Here is a 19,946-nt window from a genome sequence, read left to right as displayed (position 1 = left end):
CCGGCGCCGTCAAAGCCGCTCCGGCAGGGCCGGCACGCGTCGCGGCGGTTCCGCATCTTGCGCAAAGCGCAACGCGCTTGCACAATCTCAGCGGCATCGAGGTGGGGCATGTTTCTTTCAGGGTTCGTCCGGGTCGTCATTGTCATCGCGTGCATTCTGGCGGCGTACCCGTCAGCGGCGCAGCAAGCGGCCGCTCCCAATCTCGCCGAGATCAAGCCGCAGGCCAACGCCTTCACCCTGGCCGATCCCGTTCCCTCCTGGGTCGTCGAGACCACCGCCCCGGAGGTCAGCGCGCCAGCGCCGATCGTCATTCGCCTGGCCGAGACGCAATATCTGGTCGATCGCGAGCCGGAGGTGTTCGTCCGCCGCGTCACCGCCATCAACGATGCGGCCTCGCTGGCCGCGGCCGGCCATATCGCGATCTCCTTCGCTCAGGACTACGAGCGGGTTCAGCTGCACTGGATCCGGATTCAACGCGGACAGGAGCAGATCGACCGCACCAAGACGTCCAAGCTCCGCTTTCTGCAACGCGAGCAAGGGCTCGAACAGGGCGTCTATAGCGGCGACGTGACGGCCTCGATCCTGATCGACGATCTGCGCGTCGGCGACACGATCGACATGGCCTACACGCATCACGGCCAGAACCCGGTGTTCGCCGGCAAGTTCATCGGCCTGACCAGCTGGGATCAATCCCATCCGACGCTCCGTCGCCATGTGATCTTCAGCCATCCGGCCAGCCGGCCCATCGCATGGCGGATGATCGGTGACCGCACCGGCTCGCCTCTCGTGCCGACCGAAACATTGCGCGACGGATTGCGCACGCTCGACTTCGACGAGCGCGGGCTGCGCGAGGCCGTCGTCGACCCGCAGACGCCGCAGGACTATTTCGCGTTCCGCTTCCTGCAATTTTCGGAGTTCGGAAGCTGGAACGAAGTCGCGCAATGGGCCACCACCTTGTTCGAGGTCAACAGCGCCCCGAGCGAGGAGATCGATGGTCTCGCCAAGACGATCGGCACGCTGGAGTCGAACGGCGACCGCGTCAGGGCGGCGCTGCACATCGTGCAGTCGCAGATCCGCTACTTCTCGGTCTCGCTCGGCGAGAGCTCGCACCGGCCCGCCTCGCCGGAGACGGTGCTGCGCCGGCGCTACGGTGATTGCAAGGACAAGTCGTATCTGCTCGTCACGCTGCTGCAGCGGCTCGGCATCCAGAGCCGCCCGGTCCTGCTGCAGATCGGTCGCCGCCGCGGCCTGGAAGAGGTGCTGCCGACTCCCGAATTCTTCGATCACGTCATCGTCGAAGCCGTCGTCGACGGCAAATCCTACTTTCTCGATCCGACGCGGCTCGGGCAGGTTGGTCGCCTCGACCGCATGGGACAGGCGCATGAAGGGGCTCAGATCCTCACGGTCGCGCCTGACACCGAGCGCCCCTCCATGATTCCGTTGCGCGTGGCCGATCAGCTCGACGACGACCTCACGGAGCGCGTGACGGTGGCGAAGCTCGGCGACGACGCGCAATTGTCGCTGAAGCGCGTGTGGTCCGGACTGAGCGCCGAGCGGCTGCGTCTGGCCTTCGAGCAGATGACGCGCGAGATGACCGCCAAGCGGGTCGGCGACATGCTCGAGGACAGATATCCGGGCGCGGTGCTGATCGCCGATCCCGCTGTGCATGACGACCAGGAGCAGAACATCCTCTCGCTCGAGGCCACCTTTCGCGTTCCCAAGATCGCGACCGAGCGCAACGGGACCTGGCTGATCCGCTACAAGCCGGACAACCAGTCGGGCACGCTGCCGCTGCCCCCCTCGGCCACCCGAGCCATGCCGCTGGGCATCATCGCCCATCCCTATCACGCGCGCTATCAGATCGAGATCACGCTGCCCGACGAGGTCAGCGTCGTGGCCGATCCCTACACCGAGACGGTGGCCAACGATCATTTCAACCTGACCAGCTCGCGCTATTTCCGCGGCAATGTCGCCCGCAGTCAGGTCGAGCTCACGACGCTCAGGCCGTTCGTGGAAGGCAACGCCTATCCCAAATATGCCGATGACCTGCGCGCGGCGAACCGCGCCATCGTCGGCTATTTTGCGTTCGGCAAGTCCGACATCAAATCCAGCGAGGCCGGAGCGGATCCGGCCACCGACCGCTTCCGCCGGATGTTGCTGGATGGCGTCCAGAAGACGACCGACACCATTTCGAGCGGCAAGCTCGCGGGGGCTGACCTCGCCGATGCGCTGTGCCAGCGTGCCAGCTCGCTGGTCGAGCTCGGGCGCGTCGACGAGGCGATGCGCGACGTCAACGAGGCATTCCGCCTGATCCCCAATACCAGCGACGCGTACGGCTGCCGTGGCGGCGCCCTGTACGAGTCCGGTCAGTTCGAGAGCAGCATCGCCGATCTTTCGAAGTCGATCTCGCTCGGCGCGATCACCGCAGCGAACTACCGCTCCCGCGGCGCGGCCCGGCTCTATGCCGGACAGATCGAACAGGCCGGCGCCGATTTCGCACGCGCGGTCGAGCTGGCTGAGGGCGAAAACAAGATCTATTGCGAGCTGTGGCTGCTGGCCGTCCTCGGCCGCGCCGGCAAGCCGGTGCCGGACGCCATCGCGCAACGCGCACGCGCGACCGCCAACGGACCGTGGCCGCTGCCGGCCTTGGCGATGATGACCGGCGCGCTGTCGCCGGACGAGCTGCTCAAGACGTTCGACGACAAGAAGGGCGACGAGCGCAAGATGCTGCTCTCAGAGGCCTATTTCTACATCGGCCAGCACGCCATGATGCGCGGCGACAAACAAGCGGCGAAGCTCAGCTTCGAGAAGTCACGCGAGCAGGGCGTGCTTCTCTACACCGAGCACATCGCCGCCGGCTTCGAATTGCAGCGGCTCGCCAAGGAGAGCGCAGGCGCCGCCGCGGCGCCCGCGGCAAAGCCCCTGCCCTGAACGGCCTAGACCAGCCGCGACTGCACCACCGCGGCCTGGATGAACGACGCGAACAGCGGGTGCGGCTCGAACGGGCGAGACTTCAGCTCGGGGTGGAATTGAACGCCGATGAACCAGGGGTGGTCCTCGTACTCAACGATCTCCGGCAGCACGCCGTCCGGCGAGAGACCAGAGAACTTCAAGCCGTGCTGCTCGAGCCGGTCCTTGTAGGCGGTGTTGACCTCGTAGCGATGCCGATGCCGCTCGGAAATCTCGGTCGCGCCGCCATACACCTCGGACACGCGGCTGCCGCGCTTGAGCGCCGCGGGGTACGCGCCGAGCCGCATCGTGCCGCCGAGATCGCCGCTCTGCGAGCGCTTCTCCAGCTCGTTGCCGCGCAGCCACTCGGTCATCAGGCCGACCAGCGGCTCCCTGGTCGGGCCGAACTCGGTCGAGTTGGCCTCGGTGATCCCGACCAGATTGCGCGCAGCCTCGATGACCGCCATCTGCATGCCGAAGCAGATGCCGAAATACGGCACGTCGCGCTCCCTGGCGAACTGCGCCGCGCGAATCTTTCCTTCCGCGCCACGCTGGCCGAAGCCGCCGGGCACCAGGATGCCGTTGACGTGCTCGAGGAACGGCGCGGGGTCCTCGTTCTCGAACACCTCGCTCTCGATCCAGTCGAGCTTGACGCGGACTTTGTTGGCAATGCCGCCATGCGACAGCGCCTCGATCAGCGACTTGTAGGCATCCTTCATGCCCGTGTACTTGCCAACGATCGCGATCGTCACGTCGCCTTCAGGATTGCGGACGCGCTCGTTGATCGTGTGCCAGCTGGCGAGCGCCGGCGGGATTCGCGGCTCGATGCCGAACGCGGCCAGCACCTCGTCGTCGAGCCCGGCGGCGTGATAGGCCTCCGGCACCGCGTAGATGTTGTCGACGTCGCGCGCCTCGATCACGGCGCTTTCACGCACGTTGCAGAACAGGCCGAGCTTGCGCCGCTCCTCCTTCGGGATCTCGCGGTCGGTGCGGCACAGCAGGATGTCCGGCTGGATGCCGATCGAGCGCAGCTCCTTCACCGAGTGCTGCGTCGGCTTGGTCTTCAGCTCGCCGGCGCTCGGGATGTAGGGCAGCAAAGTGAGATGGATGTAGATCGCGTGGTCGCGGGGCAGATCGTTCTTCAGCTGCCGGATCGCCTCGAAGAACGGTAGCCCCTCGATGTCGCCGACGGTGCCGCCGATCTCGACCAGCACGAAATCGTACTCGTCATTGCCCGACAGCACGAAATCCTTGATCGCGTTGGTGACGTGCGGGACCACCTGGATGGTCGCGCCGAGATAATCGCCGCGGCGCTCCTTGGTCAGGATGTCCTGGTAGATGCGCCCGGTGGTGATGTTGTCGGCCTTGGTCGCGGGCCGCCCGGTGAAACGTTCGTAATGGCCGAGATCGAGATCGGTCTCGGCGCCGTCATCCGTAACGAAGACTTCGCCGTGCTGATACGGCGACATCGTGCCTGGATCGAGGTTGAGATAGGGGTCGAGCTTGCGAAGCCGGACCTTGTAGCCGCGGGCCTGCAGCAGCGCGCCTAACGCGGCTGAAGCCAGACCCTTTCCGAGCGAGGAAACCACGCCGCCGGTGATGAAGATGTACCGCGCCATGGGACCCTACCTTTAATGCCGCTGATGCGATTCGCCAAAACGAATCGTGGTCGGCCCGCAACGCGGTCGCGGGCCTGTGGGTTACGTCAAAATATGAATGGTCTCAGAAGCTTGAGACCGCCTTCTGATGCAGGACGCCAATTGCGTTCCTGCATGGCTTCCCCGCGTTACTGCGATTGCGGGGCGGACGGAGCGCTCGGCGCCGCCGGTGCCTGCTGCTCGTCCGCCTTCTTGAGCTGGTCGAGCACGCCACCGCTGCCTGGCGCCACCGGCGTCGCGCCGCCGGACTGCGTCTGGCCGGGCACGGTGCCGAGAATCGAGGTCGGCTTGCGCTCCAGGCCCGCGAGCCAGGTCAGCAGCAGGCTGGTCACGAAGAAACCGACCGCCAGGATCGCCGTGGTGCGCGTCAGCAGGTTCGCCGTGCCGCGGCTCGACATGAAGCCGGCGCCGCCGCCCATGCCGAGGCCGCCGCCTTCGGACTTCTGCAGGAGCACCGCGCCGATCAGGACGGCGACGATCATGAGGTGGATGACGATCAAGACAGTCTGCATGGTGACCTTCCGTCACAAGCCCTCGCTGGCCCCGACCGGAGGCCGGGATCGCGAAAGCTTCGCGGGCTATTCGGAAATTTGCGCGGTGTTACACGATCAAATCGGGCAACGCCACCCCGCAGATAATCGCAACGGCGCTTCTCACAAGCGCAGACGCGGGCGGCAATCGTCCCTCTTGAATTCCAAGGCACCATCCATTATTGGAGACGAATGGATCAAATAATAGACGATTTCAGCCAACGGCTCGCCCGGCGTCTCCAACTGGAGCGCGACGGCCGCGGCTGGTCGCTGGCCGACCTCGCCGAGCGCTCGGGCGTCTCGAAGGCCACGATCAGCAAGATCGAGCGCGCGGAAGTGAGCCCGACGGCCGTGGTGCTCGTCAAGCTCGCCAGCGCCTTCGAGCTGACGCTGGCGGGCCTGATGCTGCGCGCGGAAGCCCAGCCGGAGCGCGTGTCCAGGGCCAGCGAGCAGCCGGTCTGGCGCGACCCCGACACCGGCTATCTCAGGCGCCAGGTATTCCTGCGCCCGGACCATCCGGTCGAGCTCGTGTCGGTGGAGATGCCCGCTCGCCGCAGTGTGACGCTACCGGCCTCGTCCTACATCCACATCCGCCAACTGCTCTGGGTGCAGAGCGGACGCCTGACGATCATCGAAGGTGCCGAGCGCCATGAGCTTGGCCCCGGCGACTGCCTCGGCTTCGGCCCGCCGATCGATACCACCTTCGCCAATGAGACCGACGCGCCCTGCACCTATGTGGTGGCGCTTGCCCGGAGTTGAGAATGTCCGCGATTCGAATTGCAGCGCTGTCCGACACCCCGGCCCTTCGCGCGGGGCTCAATGAGATGTTGATCGAGACGGTCGCGAATGGCGGCTCGGTCAGCTTCATGCATCCGCTCAGCCAGCACGATGCCGACGCGTTCTGGCGCGAGTCGCTGACGAGCGCGGCGCGCGGCGAGCGGATCGTGCTCGGCGCGCTCGACGGTGATGCGGTGGTGGGCACCGTGACCTTGCAGCTCAAGCTGCCGCCGAACCAGCCGCATCGGGCGGAGATCGCGAAGATGATGACGCGCGTCAGCCATCGCAAGCGCGGGATCGCCACCGCCCTGCTGCGCGCGGCCGAAGTCCTGGCTCGCCAGCATGGACGGACGATGCTGGTGCTGGACACCGCCGAAGACGGCGGCGCCGCGGGGCTCTATGAGGGTCTCGGCTTCCAGTTGTCCGGAATCATTCCGGACTACGCGGTGAAGCCGCATGGCGGCCTCACGGGGACAATGATCTACTGGAAGCGGGTCGGAGAAGCAGCGTGAACCGCGGGTCCTCGCGCGATGTTCGAGCGCTGCTTCAACATCCCTTCGCAATCGCGAGAAAATCCGCAGCCTTCAGGCTGGCACCGCCCACCAGCGCGCCATTCACGTTCGCGACCGCCATCAGCTCGGCGGCATTGGAGGGCTTCACCGAACCGCCGTAGAGAATGCGCATCTTCGCGCCCTCCCCCTTGAAGCGATCGATCAGCAGTTGCCGGATAAAGCCATGAATCTGCTCGACATCCCCAGCCGTTGGCGTCAGCCCGGTGCCGATCGCCCAGACCGGCTCATAGGCCACGACCAGATTGTCGGCCCGCGAGCCCTCGGGAAGGCTGAGGTTGAGCTGGCCGCGCAGAATGTCGAGCGTCTGCCCGGCATCGCGCTGCTGCTGGGTCTCCCCGACACAGACGATCGCCACCAGCCCGGCGCGCCACACCGCCTCGGTCTTCTGGTGCACCACGACATCGCTTTCACCATGGTCTGCCCGACGCTCGGAATGGCCAACGATGATGGCGCTCGCCCCGGCATCAGCCAGCATCTCCGCCGAGAGATCGCCGGTATGGGCACCCGAGGCCTTGGCGTGGCAATCCTGCGCACCGACGGCGATCGCCTTGTTGCCGCGCGCCTTGTCGGCAAAAGCGGCCACAAGGGTGGCGGGCGGACAGACCAGCAGGTCGGCCTTCGCCGACACCTCGGCAGCGCCCGCCAGCATCGCGTCGAATTCGGCGGTCGAGGCCTTCAGGCCGTTCATTTTCCAATTGCCGGCGATCAGCGGACGGATGTGGTCGGTCATGACAGGATTCCAGCAAACATTGTGACCGGGATCGGCTAGCAGAGCCCGGCCGGGAGTACCAGAGCGGGCGCAGCCTTCCCACCGCTTCAATCCGCCTCAGGGCCGAGGTTGCGACCGGCGGGCTGCCTCTTTATAAGCCGTTTCAACGCGGTGACGGCCTTTTGCAGAATCTGCTTCAAGGCGCGTCCGTCTCATCCTTTTTCCTGCAGACAGATTGGACCCATGCTTCGAGGATTACGCAAGGCCTCATCAAACTGGCTCGGCAAGACCATCATGGCGGTGGTCATGGGCGTTTTGATCGTCAGCTTCGGCATCTGGGGCATCGCCGACATCTTCCGCGGCTTCGGGCAATCGACGGCTGCAACCGTGGGACGCACCGAGATCTCGATCAACGAGTTCCGGCAGATCTATACCGACCGCCTGCAGCAGATCGGCCGCCAGATCGGCCGGCCGCTGACCCAGGAGCAGGCCCGCATGTTCGGGCTCGATCGCTCGGTGCTGCAGCAGACCGTTGCGGAAGCTGCGCTCGACGAGCAGGCCCGCCGACTCGGTCTCGGCCAATCCGATGCGGAGACGATGCGGGTGATCCTCAGCGATCCCAACTTCAAGGGTCCGAACGGGGCCTTCGACCCGCAGCGCTTCCAGGCCATCATCCGCAATTTCGGCTTCACCGAGCAGCGCTATCTGGCTGACCAGCGCCGGCAGTCGCTGCGGCGGCAGATCACCGGCACGATCGCGGCCGGGCTCGAGCCGTCCACCCTCATGCTCGACGCGCTCAGCCGCTTTCAGAACGAGCAGCGCTCGATCGACTACATCAAGCTCGATGCAGCGCAGGCCGGCACCATCGAGGCGCCCTCTCCGGAGGTCCTCGCATCGTACTTCGACGAGCACAAGGCTCAGTTCAAGGCGCCGGAATATCGCAAGATCTCGTTCGTCGTGGTGACCCCCGAGGAGATCGGCAAGTCGACCGAGGTGTCGGACGAGGATGCCCGGAAGCTGTTCGACCAGCGCAAGGGCTTGATGGGCACGCCGGAGAAGCGTCAGGTCCAGCAGATGACCTTCCCCAACATGGAAGAGGCGCAGGCGGCACGGGCGCGGATTGCCGCGGGTGAGGTCACGTTCGACGAGCTTGCCAAGGAGCGCAACCTGAACCCGTCCGACCTCGATCTCGGACTGGTGACGAAGTCGGCGATCCTCGATCCCGCGGTCGCCGATACCGCCTTCTCGCTGCCGACCGGCGAGGTCAGCCAGCCGGTCAAGGGCGCGTTCAACGTGGCGCTGGTGAAGGTGAGCGCGATCCAGCCCGGCCAGGAGCCGGCCTATGAGAGCGTCGCTGCCGACATCAAGAAGGAGATCGCCGCCGACCGCGCCAAGTCGCAGGTCGCCAATCTCCGCGACAAGATGGAAGACGAGCGCGGTGGTGGCGCGAGCGTCGCCGAAGCCGCCAAGAAGCTCGGCCTGAATGCCGTGACGGTCGAAGCCGTGGACCGCTCCGGCAAGCAGCCCAACGGTCAGCCCGTTCCGAACATTCCGCTCGGCCTCGACGTCGTCTCCCAGGCCTTCAACAGCGATGTCGGCGTCGACAACGAGCCGATCTCGTTCCGCGGCGGCTATGTCTGGTTCGAAGTGCTCGGCATCACTCCGCCGCGCGATCGCGCCCTGGACGAGGTCAAGGACCAGGTCGCAGCCAAATGGCGCGACGACGAGGTCGCAGCCAAGCTGCGCGCCAAGGCCACCGAGCTGGTCAAGAAGCTCAACGACGGCGGCAAGCTCGCGGACGAGGCGACTACGCTCGGCGTGAAGCTGGAGAATGCGACCGCGTTCAAGCGTGATGCGAGCCTGCCGGGCGTCCCGACCGGAGCCATCGCAGCAGCCTTCCGCACGGCGAAGGATGGCGTCGGCCAGACCGAGGCTGACGGCGGAAAGCAGTGGATCGTCTTCCGTGTCACCGACATCGTCGATCCCAAGGTCGACCTCGCCTCCGAGGACGTCAAGAAGCTGAAGGATCAGCTGCAACGCGCTCTGGCCGACGAGCAGGGCACGTCGTATGTCCTGAAGCTCGAAAAGGACATCGGGACCACGATCAACGAGGCAGCCGTGGCCCAGGTGGTCGGCGGCGGCAGCAACCAATAATCGCTCGCCGGGGGTAAGCGCGTGCTGGACGATCTCAAGTCGATCATTGGCAAGGTGGCCACAGGTGCGCCTCTGTCCCGCGAGGAGGCTGCGTCCGCCTTCGACCGAATGATGTCCGGTGAGGCGACGCCGTCGCAGATGGGCGCGCTGCTGATGGCGCTTCGCGTGCGCGGCGAGACGGTGGAGGAGATCACCGGCGCCGTCAGCGTGATGCGTGCCAAGATGCTGCGTGTCGACGCGCCGGCCAGCGCGGTCGATATCGTCGGCACCGGTGGTGACGGCTCCGGCTCGGTCAATGTCTCGACCTGCGCCTCGTTCATCGTGGCCGGCGCCGGCGTGCCGGTCGCCAAGCACGGCAACCGCGCGCTGTCGTCGCGCTCCGGCGCCGCCGACGTGCTCGCCGCACTCGGCGTCAAGATCGATCTCAAGCCCGACCAGGTCGGACGTTGCGTGCGCGAGGCCGGCATCGGCTTCATGTTCGCCCCCGCGCATCATCCGGCGATGAAGAACGTCGGTCCGACCCGCGTCGAACTCGCGACCCGCACGATCTTCAACCTGCTTGGACCGCTGTCGAACCCCGCCGGCGTCAAGCGCCAGATGGTCGGCGTGTTCTCTAGGCAATGGGTCGAGCCATTGGCCCAGGTGCTGAAGAATCTCGGCTCGGAAGCGGCCTGGGTCGTCCATGGCTCCGACGGGCTGGACGAAATCACCTTGACCGGCCCGACCTTCGTCGCCGCATTGGAGAATGGCCACATCCGCACCTTCGAGATCTCGCCGGAGCAAGCCGGGCTGGGCCTGTGCGGCAGCGACGGGCTGAAGGGCGGAGACGCCGCGGCCAATGCGGTGGCGCTGCAGAGCGTGCTGGACGGTCTGCCGAGCCCCTATCGCGATGTCGCGGTGTTGAATGCGGCTGCGGCATTGGTTGTTGCGGGCCGCGCCAAGACGCTTCAAGAGGGCGTCGCGATCGGCAAGGACTCGCTCGACAGCGGCGCGGCTGCCGCACGGCTCAAGCAGCTGGTCGCCATCTCGAACAGCTGATCCGTGGAGGGCGCCATGTCCGACATCCTGGCCAAGATCGAAGCCTATAAGCGCGAGGAGATCGCGGCCGCCAAGCGGACGTGCCCGCTGCCGGAGCTCGAGGCGCGTGCGCGCGCGGCCTCGCCGCCGCGCGGCTTCGTCAACGCCATCCGGGCCAAGCATGCGAACGGCGACTATGCGCTGATCGCCGAGATCAAGAAGGCCTCGCCGTCCAAGGGCCTGATCCGCGCCGATTTCGATCCGCCGGTTCTCGCCAAGGCCTACGAGGCCGGCGGCGCGGCCTGCCTGTCGGTGCTGACCGACACGCCGTCGTTCCAGGGCCATCTCGACTTCATGGTCGCGGCGCGCGCGGCGACCGCCCTGCCCGTGCTGCGCAAGGACTTCATGTTCGACACCTATCAGGTGGTCGAGGCGCGCGCGCATGGCGCCGACTGCATCCTGATCATCATGGCGGCGCTCGATGATGCCGCCGCTGCCGATATCGAGGCGGCCGCGCTCGCCCAGGGCATGGACGTGCTGATCGAGATCCACGATCGCACCGAGCTCGATCGCGCGCTGAAGCTGCGCTCGCCGATGATCGGCATCAACAACCGCAACCTGCGCACCTTCGAGACCACTCTCGCCACGTCCGAAACTCTGGCGCCGCTGGTGCCGAAGGACCGCCTGCTGGTCGGCGAAAGCGGCATCTTCACATCCGCGGATCTGGCGCGTCTGGCGCGCGTCGACATCCAGACGTTCCTGGTCGGCGAAAGCCTGATGCGGCAGGCCGACGTGACCGCGGCGACACGCGCCCTGCTCGCCCACGATTCTGCCTCTGCCAGCGCGGCCGAGTAGCCAGTCATGAGCGACAAGCCGTCCCTCACCCACATCGACGCGCGCGGCGAAGCCCGCATGGTCGACGTCTCCGACAAGGCAGCGACGGAACGGACCGCGACGGCAGAGGGGCGGGTCGTGATGAGCCCGGCCACGCTGGAGCTGATCGTCTCCGGCAACGCCAAGAAAGGCGACGTGCTGGGCACAGCGCGGATCGCCGGCATCATGGCCGCGAAGCGGACCTCGGAGCTCATTCCGCTGTGCCATCCGCTGGCGCTGTCCAAGGTGACCGTCGACATCACGCCGGATGCCGCCCTGCCCGGCTGCATCGTCAGCGCCACCGTCAAGGTCACGGGACCGACTGGCGTCGAGATGGAGGCGCTCACGGCCGTCTCCGTCGCCTGCCTGACCATCTACGACATGATCAAGGCGGCCGAGCGCGGCGTGCGGATCGAAGGCATCCATCTGACCGAGAAGATCGGCGGCAAGTCCGGCCATTATCGCGCCTGAGGGTATTATCAAGCTAAATACAACTTCAAATTAATCGTTCGCTAACTCAACTTCCTAACCTCACTTCCATCGCCGACATGTAGCCATGGTTGTGGGAGGGACGTCGTAACGGCCATCCCGAAGCGCCTATCGCAAGCGTATTCAGGACCGATGACGACCAACACCAGTCCCCCGGATGTCCTCAAAGCCCCGACCGACCGCAGTGGCCCGATCGGCTGGCTGGTCGGCGGAGGCCTCGTGCTGATTGCCGCGATCGCGATCGGCGCCACCATCATGGCCGACAGTTTCCGGCAGCGCGCGCTCGACAGCGCGACCCGCGAGCTGGAGAACACGGTGCTGCTCCTCGCGCGCCATTTTGACCAGCAGATGGAGGACCTCGGCGCCATCCAGCGTGATCTCGCCAACTACGTCCGGCAGAACCGCATCGACACCAGCGCCCGCTTCAAGGAGCAGATGGGGACCGCCGCCATCAACGCCATGCTGAACGGTAAGCTGAGCGCGACCTCTTATCTCGGCGGCCTGAACATCTTCGACTCCGACGGCAACCTGATCAACTCCGCCGCATCCTGGCCGGTGCCGCCGATCAACATCGCCGACCGTTCCTTCTTCCAGCGGTTGAAGTCCGATCCTACCGCGCCTCAATTGCTGATCGAACCGGTGTTCGGCCGGGTCAGCGGCACCTTTGTCGCGGTGTTCGCCCTGAAGGTCACAAGTCCCAACGGCCAGTTCCTCGGCGTCATCAGCCGCAGTCTCGAACCCATCAACATCGAACGTTTCTTCGCTTCGGTTGCGCTCGGCCCCGAGGCTGCGATCTCCATGATGCATCGCGACGGGACGTTGCTGGCCCGCCATCCTCACCACGATGGCATGCTGCACCGGAACTACCGGGACGCGCCAATCTTCCGCCAGATCCTGGCCGGTGACGGCAACACCACCGGCATCTTCAGCAGCCCGGTCGACGGCGAGCAGCGCGTGGGCGCCTCGCACCGGCTCACGAGCTACCCGTTGATCGTCACCGCGACGACGACCGTCGCGGCCGCGCTGACCGATTGGCGCGAGCAGATGCGCTTTCTGATCGCCGTCGGCGTGACCTCCGTGCTGCTGATCGCGGGCATGCTGACGGTGGTCGTACGCCGGCTGATCCGCGATCACGAGGCGTCCAGCAAGCGCCTGACCCTGGAGAAGGAACGGCTCGACAAGGCCGTCAACAACATGACCCAGGGGCTGTTGCTGTTCGACGCATCCGAGCACCTCGTCATCAGCAATCAGCGCTATATCGACATGTACGGCCTCTCCGCCGATGTCGTGAAGCCGGGCTGCACGTTCCGCGAGCTGATCGCCCACCGCAAGGCCAGCGGGTCGCTCGCAGGCGATGACAGTGAATACGCCAATGCCGTGCTGCGCGACATCGGCCGCAAGAAGTCGCAGATCATCGAGACGCCCGACGGTCGCTCGATCCAGATCGTCAACGAGCCGATCGTCGGCGGCGGCTGGCTCGCCACCCATGAGGACATCACCGAGCGCAGGCGCGCGGAGCAGCAGATCACTCATCTGGCGCATTACGATGCGCTCACCGAGCTGCCGAACCGCACCCTGTTCCACGAGCGCCTGAAGACGGAAATGGCTGCTGTCGCCGATGGCCGGCAGATGGCGCTGCACTATATCGACATCGACGAGTTCAAGGGCGTCAACGACTCGCTCGGCCATCTGATCGGCGACGAGCTGTTGAAGTCCGTCGCCACCAGCCTGCAGACGTGCGTCGGAACCGCCGGCTTCGTGGCGCGGCTGGGCGGCGATGAGTTCGCCGTCGTGCAGACCACGATCAAGAGCCGCGAAGACGTCAGCTGCCTGGTCGACGACATGCTCGCCGCGATCCGCGCGCCCCGCGATTGCCTCGGCCACCAGCTGACCGCGGACGCCTCGATCGGCGTGGCGCTGATTCCGCAGCACGGCACCGATCTCGATCAGATCATGAAGAATGCCGACCTCGCGATGTACGCCGCGAAGGCGGCGGGACGCCGCACCTGGCGCTTCTTCGAGCCGGAGATGGACGCCCAGGTCAAGGCCCGCCATCAGCTCGAGGTCGACCTGCGCCAGGCGATCGCCGACGATCAGCTCGAGGTCTACTACCAGCCCTGCCTGAGCCTGCAGGACGATCGCATCGTCGGCTGCGAGGCCTTGGTGCGCTGGAGGCATCCGACGCGCGGCAATGTCTCGCCGGCGGAATTCATCCCGATCGCCGAGGAGACCGGTCTCATCAACCAGCTCGGCGAGCGCGTCCTCCACGTCGCCTGCACGGAGGCTGCGACCTGGCCGGACGACATCCGGCTCGCGGTCAACGTGTCGCCGGTGCAGTTCAAGAGCGGCACCTTGGCGCTCAAGGTCGCCAACGCGCTCGCCGCCTCCGGCCTGTCGCCGCGCCGGCTGGAGCTCGAGATCACCGAGGCCGTACTGATCCGCGACGATGACGCGCTGGACACCTTGCACGAGCTGCGCGCGCTCGGCGTGCGCATCGCGCTCGATGATTTCGGCACCGGCTATTCCAGCCTCAGCTATCTGCAGCGGATTCCGTTCGACAAGATCAAGATCGACCGCTGCTTCGTCAAGGACATCTCGGAATCCGAGGGATCCGCGAGCATCGTGCAGGCGGTGGTCAACATCGCCGCGATCCGCAACATGTCGACTACAGCCGAGGGCGTCGAGACCGAGGCGCAGCGCCAGGTGCTGAAGCGGCTCGGCTGCTCGGAGATGCAGGGCTATCTGTTCAGCCCTCCGAAGCCCGCGGCCGAGGTGCGAAGCCTGTTCGCCAGCCACCGCGCCGGCGGCTCGTCCAAGCGACGCACGCGTTCCGACGCGGCCTGAGGGCTGATCGATAAATACCGCTACAATTTGAGCCGTTTCCGTCAGCCAAATTCAAACTCTGTCGTCCGATGCTACCATTCGCCCGCTTGAACCCGCGTCTGTCAGCATGATCTACCGGACACAGACGGACATACTCCGTGTCCGCCTGTACACGCTGGTCGAAAACCACGACGGGACGGCTGCAAAGCCGCCCCGTCGGGTGTGAGCGTCGGCAAGGCGCAACCAGCTCCTCGCCCCTAACAACTCAGTTCGGCACCGCCGCCTTGGCGCGGACATCGGCATTGACGGTGACGCCGCGCAGCACGTTGAACGCGGCGTGCAGCGCCTTGTCGTCCTTCTCGTCCGGCGGCACGTAGGACTGCGAGCCGGTCTGCTCGGTGCCGTCGGCCGCCGAGAGATGGCCGCGCATCGAGGCCTCGCCCTTGATGTCGGTGCGGTCCTTCAGATCGTCAGGCACGTCCTGCTTGACCTCGATGTCAGGCGCGATGCCTTGCGCCTGGATCGAGCGGCCCGACGGCGTGTAGTAGCGCGCGGTGGTCAGGGCCAGCGCGCCATTGCCGGCGCCGAGCGGAATGATGGTCTGCACTGAGCCCTTGCCGAACGAGCGCGTGCCGATCAAGGTCGCGCGCTTGTGGTCATGCAGCGCGCCCGCCACGATCTCGGACGCCGAGGCCGAGCCACCATTGATCAGCACGACGAGCGGCTTGCCCTTGATGAGATCGCCGCCACGCGCCGTGAAGCGCTGCGTCTCCTCGGGATTGCGGCCACGGGTCGACACCACCTCGCCCCGCGACAAGAAGGTGCTGGAGACCGACACCGCCTGATCGAGCAGGCCGCCCGGATTGTTGCGCAGATCGACGACGTAGCCCGCGAGCTTCTCCTGCGGAATGTCCTTGGAGATGCTGGCGATCGCCTTGCGCAGGCTCTCGGTGGTCTGCTCGTTGAAGGAGGTGATGCGGATGTAGCCGATGTCGCCGCCCTCGGTGTGATAGCGCACCGGACGCACGCGGATGATCTCGCGATTGAGCGTCACGTCGAGCGGAGCATCCTTGCCCTTGCGGATGATCGTCAGCTTGGTCTTGGTGTTGACCCCGCCCTTCATCTTGGCCACCGCCTGCTCGAGCGTCAGGCCCTGCACCGCGTCGCCATCGATCTTGGCGATGAGATCGCCGGAGAGGATGCCGGCCTTCGAGGCCGGCGTATCGTCGATCGGGGCGACGACCTTGACCAGACCGTCCTCCATCGTGACCTCGATGCCGAGGCCGCCGAACTCGCCGGAGGTCGTCTCCTGCATGTCGCGCCAGGACTTGTCGTTCATGTAGCGCGAGTGCGGATCGAGCGAGGACACCATGCCGTTGATCGCGCCTTCGATCAGCGCGGGATCGTTCGGCTTCTCGACGTAGTCGGCGCGAACGCGCTCGAACACCGCGCCGAACAGATTGAGCTGCGTGTAGGTGTCGGCCATGCCGGCCGCTGCCTTGGCCCTGGCGATGAGCTGCGCGCCCTCCGGCCCCGAAACCATCAGGGTCAGACAGACGCCGGTCATCGTGCCCGCCAAGAACAGCCAGTTTTTCCGCATTGTTTTGCTTCCCGAGCTTGGTTTGATGGCCGTCCGATCACACGTTTTCGAACGCGTCAGCGGCGTGATTGGACCATGAACTCACACCACATTTCCGGTTTCTTCAAGGCCGAAGAAAAGGCCGAAGCTCCGCCGCGCCGTGGCAGTCTACCATGCCACGTCCATGGGCCTGCACCGGAAATGGCCGCTGGCGAGCCGAATTCAAGATCATCGCCGCCTGATTGCATTATCCGGGGTTTCACGGTCACCCGGTGATCACAACTGAATGAACGGCGCCCATGCCTCGAATCAATGTTCGCCGCGCATGGATGCTGTGTGGGCGACGGCAGTTCGGACGGCTTGCACAGGGGTGCCCGGATGGGCGATGTTGGATAACAAATGATAATGATCGATGCTGGGAGGCAGGCATGAATCAACAGACCCCGATCGAGCCCGCGTGGCGGAACGTCGAGCTCGGCGCCAGCGATGAGAAGTTCCAGAATCTGCACGAATTCATCCGCAAGGCGCGCGCCCAGCTCAACCAGAATGCCTGGGACTACATCATCGGCGGCGCCGAGACCGAGACCACTTTGCGCCGGAACCGAATGGCGCTCGACGAGATCGCGTTCCGTCCCCGCGTGCTGCGCGATGTCTCCAAGGTCGACGCCTCGGTCGAGAACTTCGGGCGCAGGCTGCGCCTGCCGGTGGTGCTGGCCCCGGTCGGCGCGCTCGAAGTCTTCGATCCGGCGGGGGCGGCAAGCGTCGCGCGCGGCGCCGGTCGATTCGGAGCCGCGCATATGCTGAGCTCGGTGTCGGAGCCGGGCCTGGAAAAGACGGCGGAGGCGGCTCCCGACGCGTTGCGCATCTTCCAGCTCTATGTCCGCGGCGACGACGCCTTCGTCGAGGACTATGTGAGCCGCGCCGTCGCAAACAGCTACTCCGCGTTCTGCCTCACCGTCGACACCGCCCATTACAGCCGGCGCGAGCGCGACATCGCCAAGCGTTACGTGCGCGAAAGTCGGCTGCGCGCCACCGGCGGCGACTACCAGAAGGCGCTGAGCTGGCACACGGTGAAGTTGATCAAGAGCACGTTCAAGCTGCCGCTGATCATCAAGGGCATCGCGACCGCCGAGGACGCCGAGATCGCTGTCGATCACGGCGTCGACTGGATCTACGTCTCCAACCATGGCGGCCGCCAGCTCGATCATGGCCGGGGCGCGATGCATGTGCTGCCGGAGGTCGTCGCGGCCGTGAGGGGCCGCGCCAAGATCATGGTCGACGGCAGCATCTCGCGCGGCACCGACATCGTCAAGGCGATCGCCTCCGGCGCCGACCTCGTCGGCTTCGGCCGGCTGCAATGCTGGGCGCTCGCCGCCGCCGGCGAGGACGGCATCCTGCGCATGCTGGAGCTGCTGGAGGACGAGGTCATCCGCGCCCTCGGCCTGCTCGGCGTCACCTCGTTCGGCGAGTTGAACGGCTCCTATCTGCACCCGGCATCCGCGACCAACCTGCCGAGCGTGATGAGCGCGTTTCCGCTGGTCGATATCGAGCCATACCGCTATTGAGGGAACATTGGTTCGGCTTCCACTTTGGCAAAGACGCGCGTCGCGATGCTTCCCTCCGATCTCCGCCCCGGCGCGGCCGATGCGCTGCTGTTCGATCTCGGCCGCGTCGTCATCGACATCGATTTCGGCCAGGTGGTCTCGCGCTGGGCGGGGCATGCGGGGTGCGCGCCGCAGGATCTCGCGGCCCGCTTCGTGCGCGACGAGGTCTACCAAGGTCATGAGCGCGGCACCGTCTCCGACGCCGCGTTCTTCGCGAATCTGCGCAGCCAGCTCGGCATCGACATCAGCGACGCGCAGTTTCTCGACGGCTGGAACGCGATCTTCGTCGGCCCGATGCCCGGCATCGCCCCCCTGCTCGCGCGCGCGGCGTCGCGGCTGCCGCTCTATGCGTTCTCCAACACCAACCAGCCGCATATCGATCACTTCTCGCCTGTCTATGCCGACCTGCTCGGTCACTTCCGCGAGATCTTCCTGTCCTCGTCGATCGGCCTGCGCAAACCGGATGTCGAGGCGTATGAGCACGTGGTGCAGGCGATCGGCGTGCCGGCGGAGCGGATCGTGTTCTTCGACGACCTCGCGGAGAACGTCGAGGGCGCGCGGGCCAGCGGATTGAAAGCGGTGCTGGTGAGCTCGACGGACGATGTGGCGGAGGCGATGGCCGCGCTGGGGCTCTGATGCGTTCGCCGGGACAAGTCGAACAACTGCTATAGTTGTCGGAGCTGCCCGTGACGTCACCAAAGACACCACTGTCGTCCCTGCGAACGCAGGCACCCATAACCACCATAGATGGCGATGAAGCAGGACTGGTGGGGCATCGCGCAAAACAACTGCTCCCTGGGGGTATGGGTCCCTGCGTTCGCAGGGACGACAGCGGAGGGCGGCGCGACGGCGGAGTACGCATGACACGCGTGTGAACTGATCGCGAAGGCCCACGCTCCCTGACCTTCAATCATGCAAACTCGTTCTCGCGGCATGACATGCCCGAGTGATGCTGTCTCTTTCGCCCTCCTCCGAACGGAGGGCGCAGGGAATGCCGGGCTGCTGGCCGCAACCCATGGCCCGCCTGCAACAAGAAAAGCAGGCGGCAGTCACCACAGGTCCAGCCGACATCCGGCATTCCCTGCGCGATGGTCTTCACGCTTATACGCGATCTCCCCGGTGCCCGGCTTGTTGGCCACCGTCGCCGTCGGAATCATCACCCGCCGGCTTGGCATCGGCGTCGGGATGCCAGGACCACGCGACTTCGCGTCCGCAAGCTGCCGTTCGTCCGCACACCATCAAGGCATGCTGCGACAAGCCTGCGGCCACCGCATCCCGCACTCCACGTCCGTGACGATCGCGAAGCGCCCCTCCTGTCGAGCACGGGATCAAATCAGCATAGCAGACTATTCGGAAATTTAGAAGCACTTTCTTTGCTCAGAATTGGCACTCTGACCATCCCAAACGCGATGCCGAGCCGACCTCCGAGAGCACCGAAGCCGAGCGCCAGCGGCTTGATTGCCCTGCAATCAGCGCTTAGTCTTCGATTTGAGCATCAGAGGCAGTCATGGCGAGCATTACAATCGGCAATGTGAACGACAGGCTGAGGAGCAACCTCGAGCTTCGTGCAGCTCGGCACGGCCGATCGCTCGAGGACGAGGCCCGCGAGATACTGCGGCAGGCGGTCGGTGACACCGCCCCGGCAAAAAACCTCGGCCAGCGGATTCACGCTCGTTTTGCTGCGCTGGGCGGTGTTGAGCTCGACCTTCCAGAGCGCAAACCGATGCGCGAGCCGCCTCGCCTTGCGTGAGAAAGCCTTGATCATCATCGACACCAACGTCATCTCCGAGCTGATGAGGCCTGTGCCGGCCTCGGCGGTGCTGGATTGGTTCGCCGCTGAACATGCGAGCGACCTTTATTTGACCGCGGTAAGCGAGGCCGAGCTGCGGGTCGGAGTGGCCATTATGCCGAGCGGCAAGCGTCGCGAGGCTCTGATGGCAACGATCGATGCCATGGTTGATGAGGACTTCGCCGGCCGAATCTTGCCGTTCGACAGTTCCGCGGCAAAGGCCTACGCGGCGATTGCTGCAAGCCGTCGCGTCGTCGGTCGACCCATCATGGAGGCTGATTGCCAGATTGCGGCGATCGCACAGGTCGCAGGTGCTGCCCTGGCCACGCGAAACGTTGCTGATTTCGATGGATGCCGCATCCGCATTATCGATCCGTGGCAGAGTTCAGCACCGAACGGCTGACGTTTGCCCGGATGCTGAAC

16 protein-coding genes are annotated in these 19,946 nt (G+C 65.6%); 12 read left to right on the top strand and 4 right to left on the bottom strand.

Annotation, left to right across the window (positions count from 1 at the left end):
- Positions 1-108: 108 nt before the first annotated feature.
- Positions 109-2,931 carry a DUF3857 domain-containing protein gene (locus tag ACVILH_RS23105; RefSeq protein ID WP_456714938.1) on the top strand — a complete coding sequence of 941 codons (2,823 nt, stop codon included), beginning with the start codon at positions 109-111 and terminating at the stop codon, positions 2,929-2,931.
- Between the two features lie 5 nt (positions 2,932-2,936).
- Here ACVILH_RS23105 and ACVILH_RS23100 read toward each other — a convergent pair whose 3' ends face one another.
- Positions 2,937-4,568: a CTP synthase gene (locus tag ACVILH_RS23100; protein ID WP_456714937.1), complete on the bottom strand. Its 1,632-nt coding sequence runs from the start codon at positions 4,566-4,568 to the stop codon at positions 2,937-2,939.
- A 167-nt stretch (positions 4,569-4,735) separates the two neighbouring features.
- Positions 4,736-5,119 carry a preprotein translocase subunit SecG gene (secG, locus tag ACVILH_RS23095; protein ID WP_456714936.1) on the bottom strand — a complete coding sequence of 128 codons (384 nt, stop codon included), beginning with the start codon at positions 5,117-5,119 and terminating at the stop codon, positions 4,736-4,738.
- A 210-nt stretch (positions 5,120-5,329) separates the two neighbouring features.
- Between secG and ACVILH_RS23090 the strand changes: the two genes are divergently transcribed.
- Both ACVILH_RS23090 and ACVILH_RS23085 read left to right on the top strand, forming a co-directional pair.
- The gene (locus tag ACVILH_RS23090) at positions 5,330-5,896 is read left to right on the top strand and encodes a helix-turn-helix domain-containing protein (RefSeq protein ID WP_456714935.1); all 567 of its coding nucleotides are present in this window, start codon (positions 5,330-5,332) and stop codon (positions 5,894-5,896) included.
- Positions 5,897-5,898: 2 nt separating this feature from the next.
- Positions 5,899-6,426, top strand: a complete 528-nt coding sequence (locus ACVILH_RS23085) for an N-acetyltransferase family protein (protein ID WP_456714934.1) — start codon at positions 5,899-5,901, stop codon at positions 6,424-6,426.
- A gap of 34 nt (positions 6,427-6,460) precedes the next feature.
- On the opposite strand, the gene tpiA is transcribed toward ACVILH_RS23085, so the two are convergent.
- On the bottom strand, positions 6,461-7,216 hold the full coding sequence (tpiA, locus tag ACVILH_RS23080; protein WP_456714933.1) for a triose-phosphate isomerase: 756 nt from the start codon (positions 7,214-7,216) through the stop codon (positions 6,461-6,463).
- Between the two features lie 222 nt (positions 7,217-7,438).
- Between tpiA and ACVILH_RS23075 the strand changes: the two genes are divergently transcribed.
- The 5 genes from ACVILH_RS23075 to ACVILH_RS23055 all read left to right on the top strand — a co-directional run bounded on the left by ACVILH_RS23075 (position 7,439) and on the right by ACVILH_RS23055 (position 14,572).
- The gene (locus ACVILH_RS23075) at positions 7,439-9,349 is read left to right on the top strand and encodes a SurA N-terminal domain-containing protein (RefSeq protein WP_456714932.1); all 1,911 of its coding nucleotides are present in this window, start codon (positions 7,439-7,441) and stop codon (positions 9,347-9,349) included.
- 24 nt (positions 9,350-9,373) lie between these two features.
- Complete coding sequence (gene trpD / locus ACVILH_RS23070; RefSeq protein WP_456717052.1) at positions 9,374-10,387, top strand: anthranilate phosphoribosyltransferase; 1,014 nt, start codon at positions 9,374-9,376, stop codon at positions 10,385-10,387.
- 15 nt (positions 10,388-10,402) lie between these two features.
- Positions 10,403-11,221, top strand: a complete 819-nt coding sequence (trpC, locus tag ACVILH_RS23065) for an indole-3-glycerol phosphate synthase TrpC (protein WP_456714931.1) — start codon at positions 10,403-10,405, stop codon at positions 11,219-11,221.
- 6 nt (positions 11,222-11,227) lie between these two features.
- Positions 11,228-11,710, top strand: a complete 483-nt coding sequence (moaC, locus tag ACVILH_RS23060) for a cyclic pyranopterin monophosphate synthase MoaC (RefSeq protein WP_456714930.1) — start codon at positions 11,228-11,230, stop codon at positions 11,708-11,710.
- A 150-nt stretch (positions 11,711-11,860) separates the two neighbouring features.
- Positions 11,861-14,572, top strand: coding sequence for a bifunctional diguanylate cyclase/phosphodiesterase (locus ACVILH_RS23055; RefSeq protein ID WP_456714929.1), 2,712 nt, complete (start codon positions 11,861-11,863; stop codon positions 14,570-14,572).
- Positions 14,573-14,816: 244 nt separating this feature from the next.
- Here the strand turns inward: ACVILH_RS23055 and ACVILH_RS23050 are convergent, their stop codons facing one another.
- On the bottom strand, positions 14,817-16,151 hold the full coding sequence (locus ACVILH_RS23050; RefSeq protein ID WP_456714928.1) for a S41 family peptidase: 1,335 nt from the start codon (positions 16,149-16,151) through the stop codon (positions 14,817-14,819).
- A gap of 407 nt (positions 16,152-16,558) precedes the next feature.
- Between ACVILH_RS23050 and ACVILH_RS23045 the strand changes: the two genes are divergently transcribed.
- The 4 genes from ACVILH_RS23045 to ACVILH_RS23030 all read left to right on the top strand — a co-directional run bounded on the left by ACVILH_RS23045 (position 16,559) and on the right by ACVILH_RS23030 (position 19,926).
- On the top strand, positions 16,559-17,695 hold the full coding sequence (locus ACVILH_RS23045) for an alpha-hydroxy acid oxidase (protein ID WP_456714927.1): 1,137 nt from the start codon (positions 16,559-16,561) through the stop codon (positions 17,693-17,695).
- Positions 17,696-17,740: 45 nt separating this feature from the next.
- Positions 17,741-18,370 carry an HAD family hydrolase gene (locus tag ACVILH_RS23040; protein ID WP_456714926.1) on the top strand — a complete coding sequence of 210 codons (630 nt, stop codon included), beginning with the start codon at positions 17,741-17,743 and terminating at the stop codon, positions 18,368-18,370.
- An 871-nt stretch (positions 18,371-19,241) separates the two neighbouring features.
- A complete protein-coding gene (locus ACVILH_RS23035) occupies positions 19,242-19,484 on the top strand; it encodes a FitA-like ribbon-helix-helix domain-containing protein (RefSeq protein WP_456714925.1) in 243 nt (80 codons plus the stop codon).
- Between the two features lie 7 nt (positions 19,485-19,491).
- Entirely contained in the window at positions 19,492-19,926 is a 435-nt protein-coding gene (locus tag ACVILH_RS23030) for a PIN domain-containing protein (RefSeq protein ID WP_456714924.1), read from the top strand.
- The last annotated feature ends 20 nt before the right edge of the window (positions 19,927-19,946 follow it).

The organism is Bradyrhizobium sp. USDA 4353 (assembly GCF_054063215.1).
The sequence above is the reverse complement of the archived record's forward strand: the minus strand, read 5'-3'. Positions and strand labels throughout refer to the sequence as shown.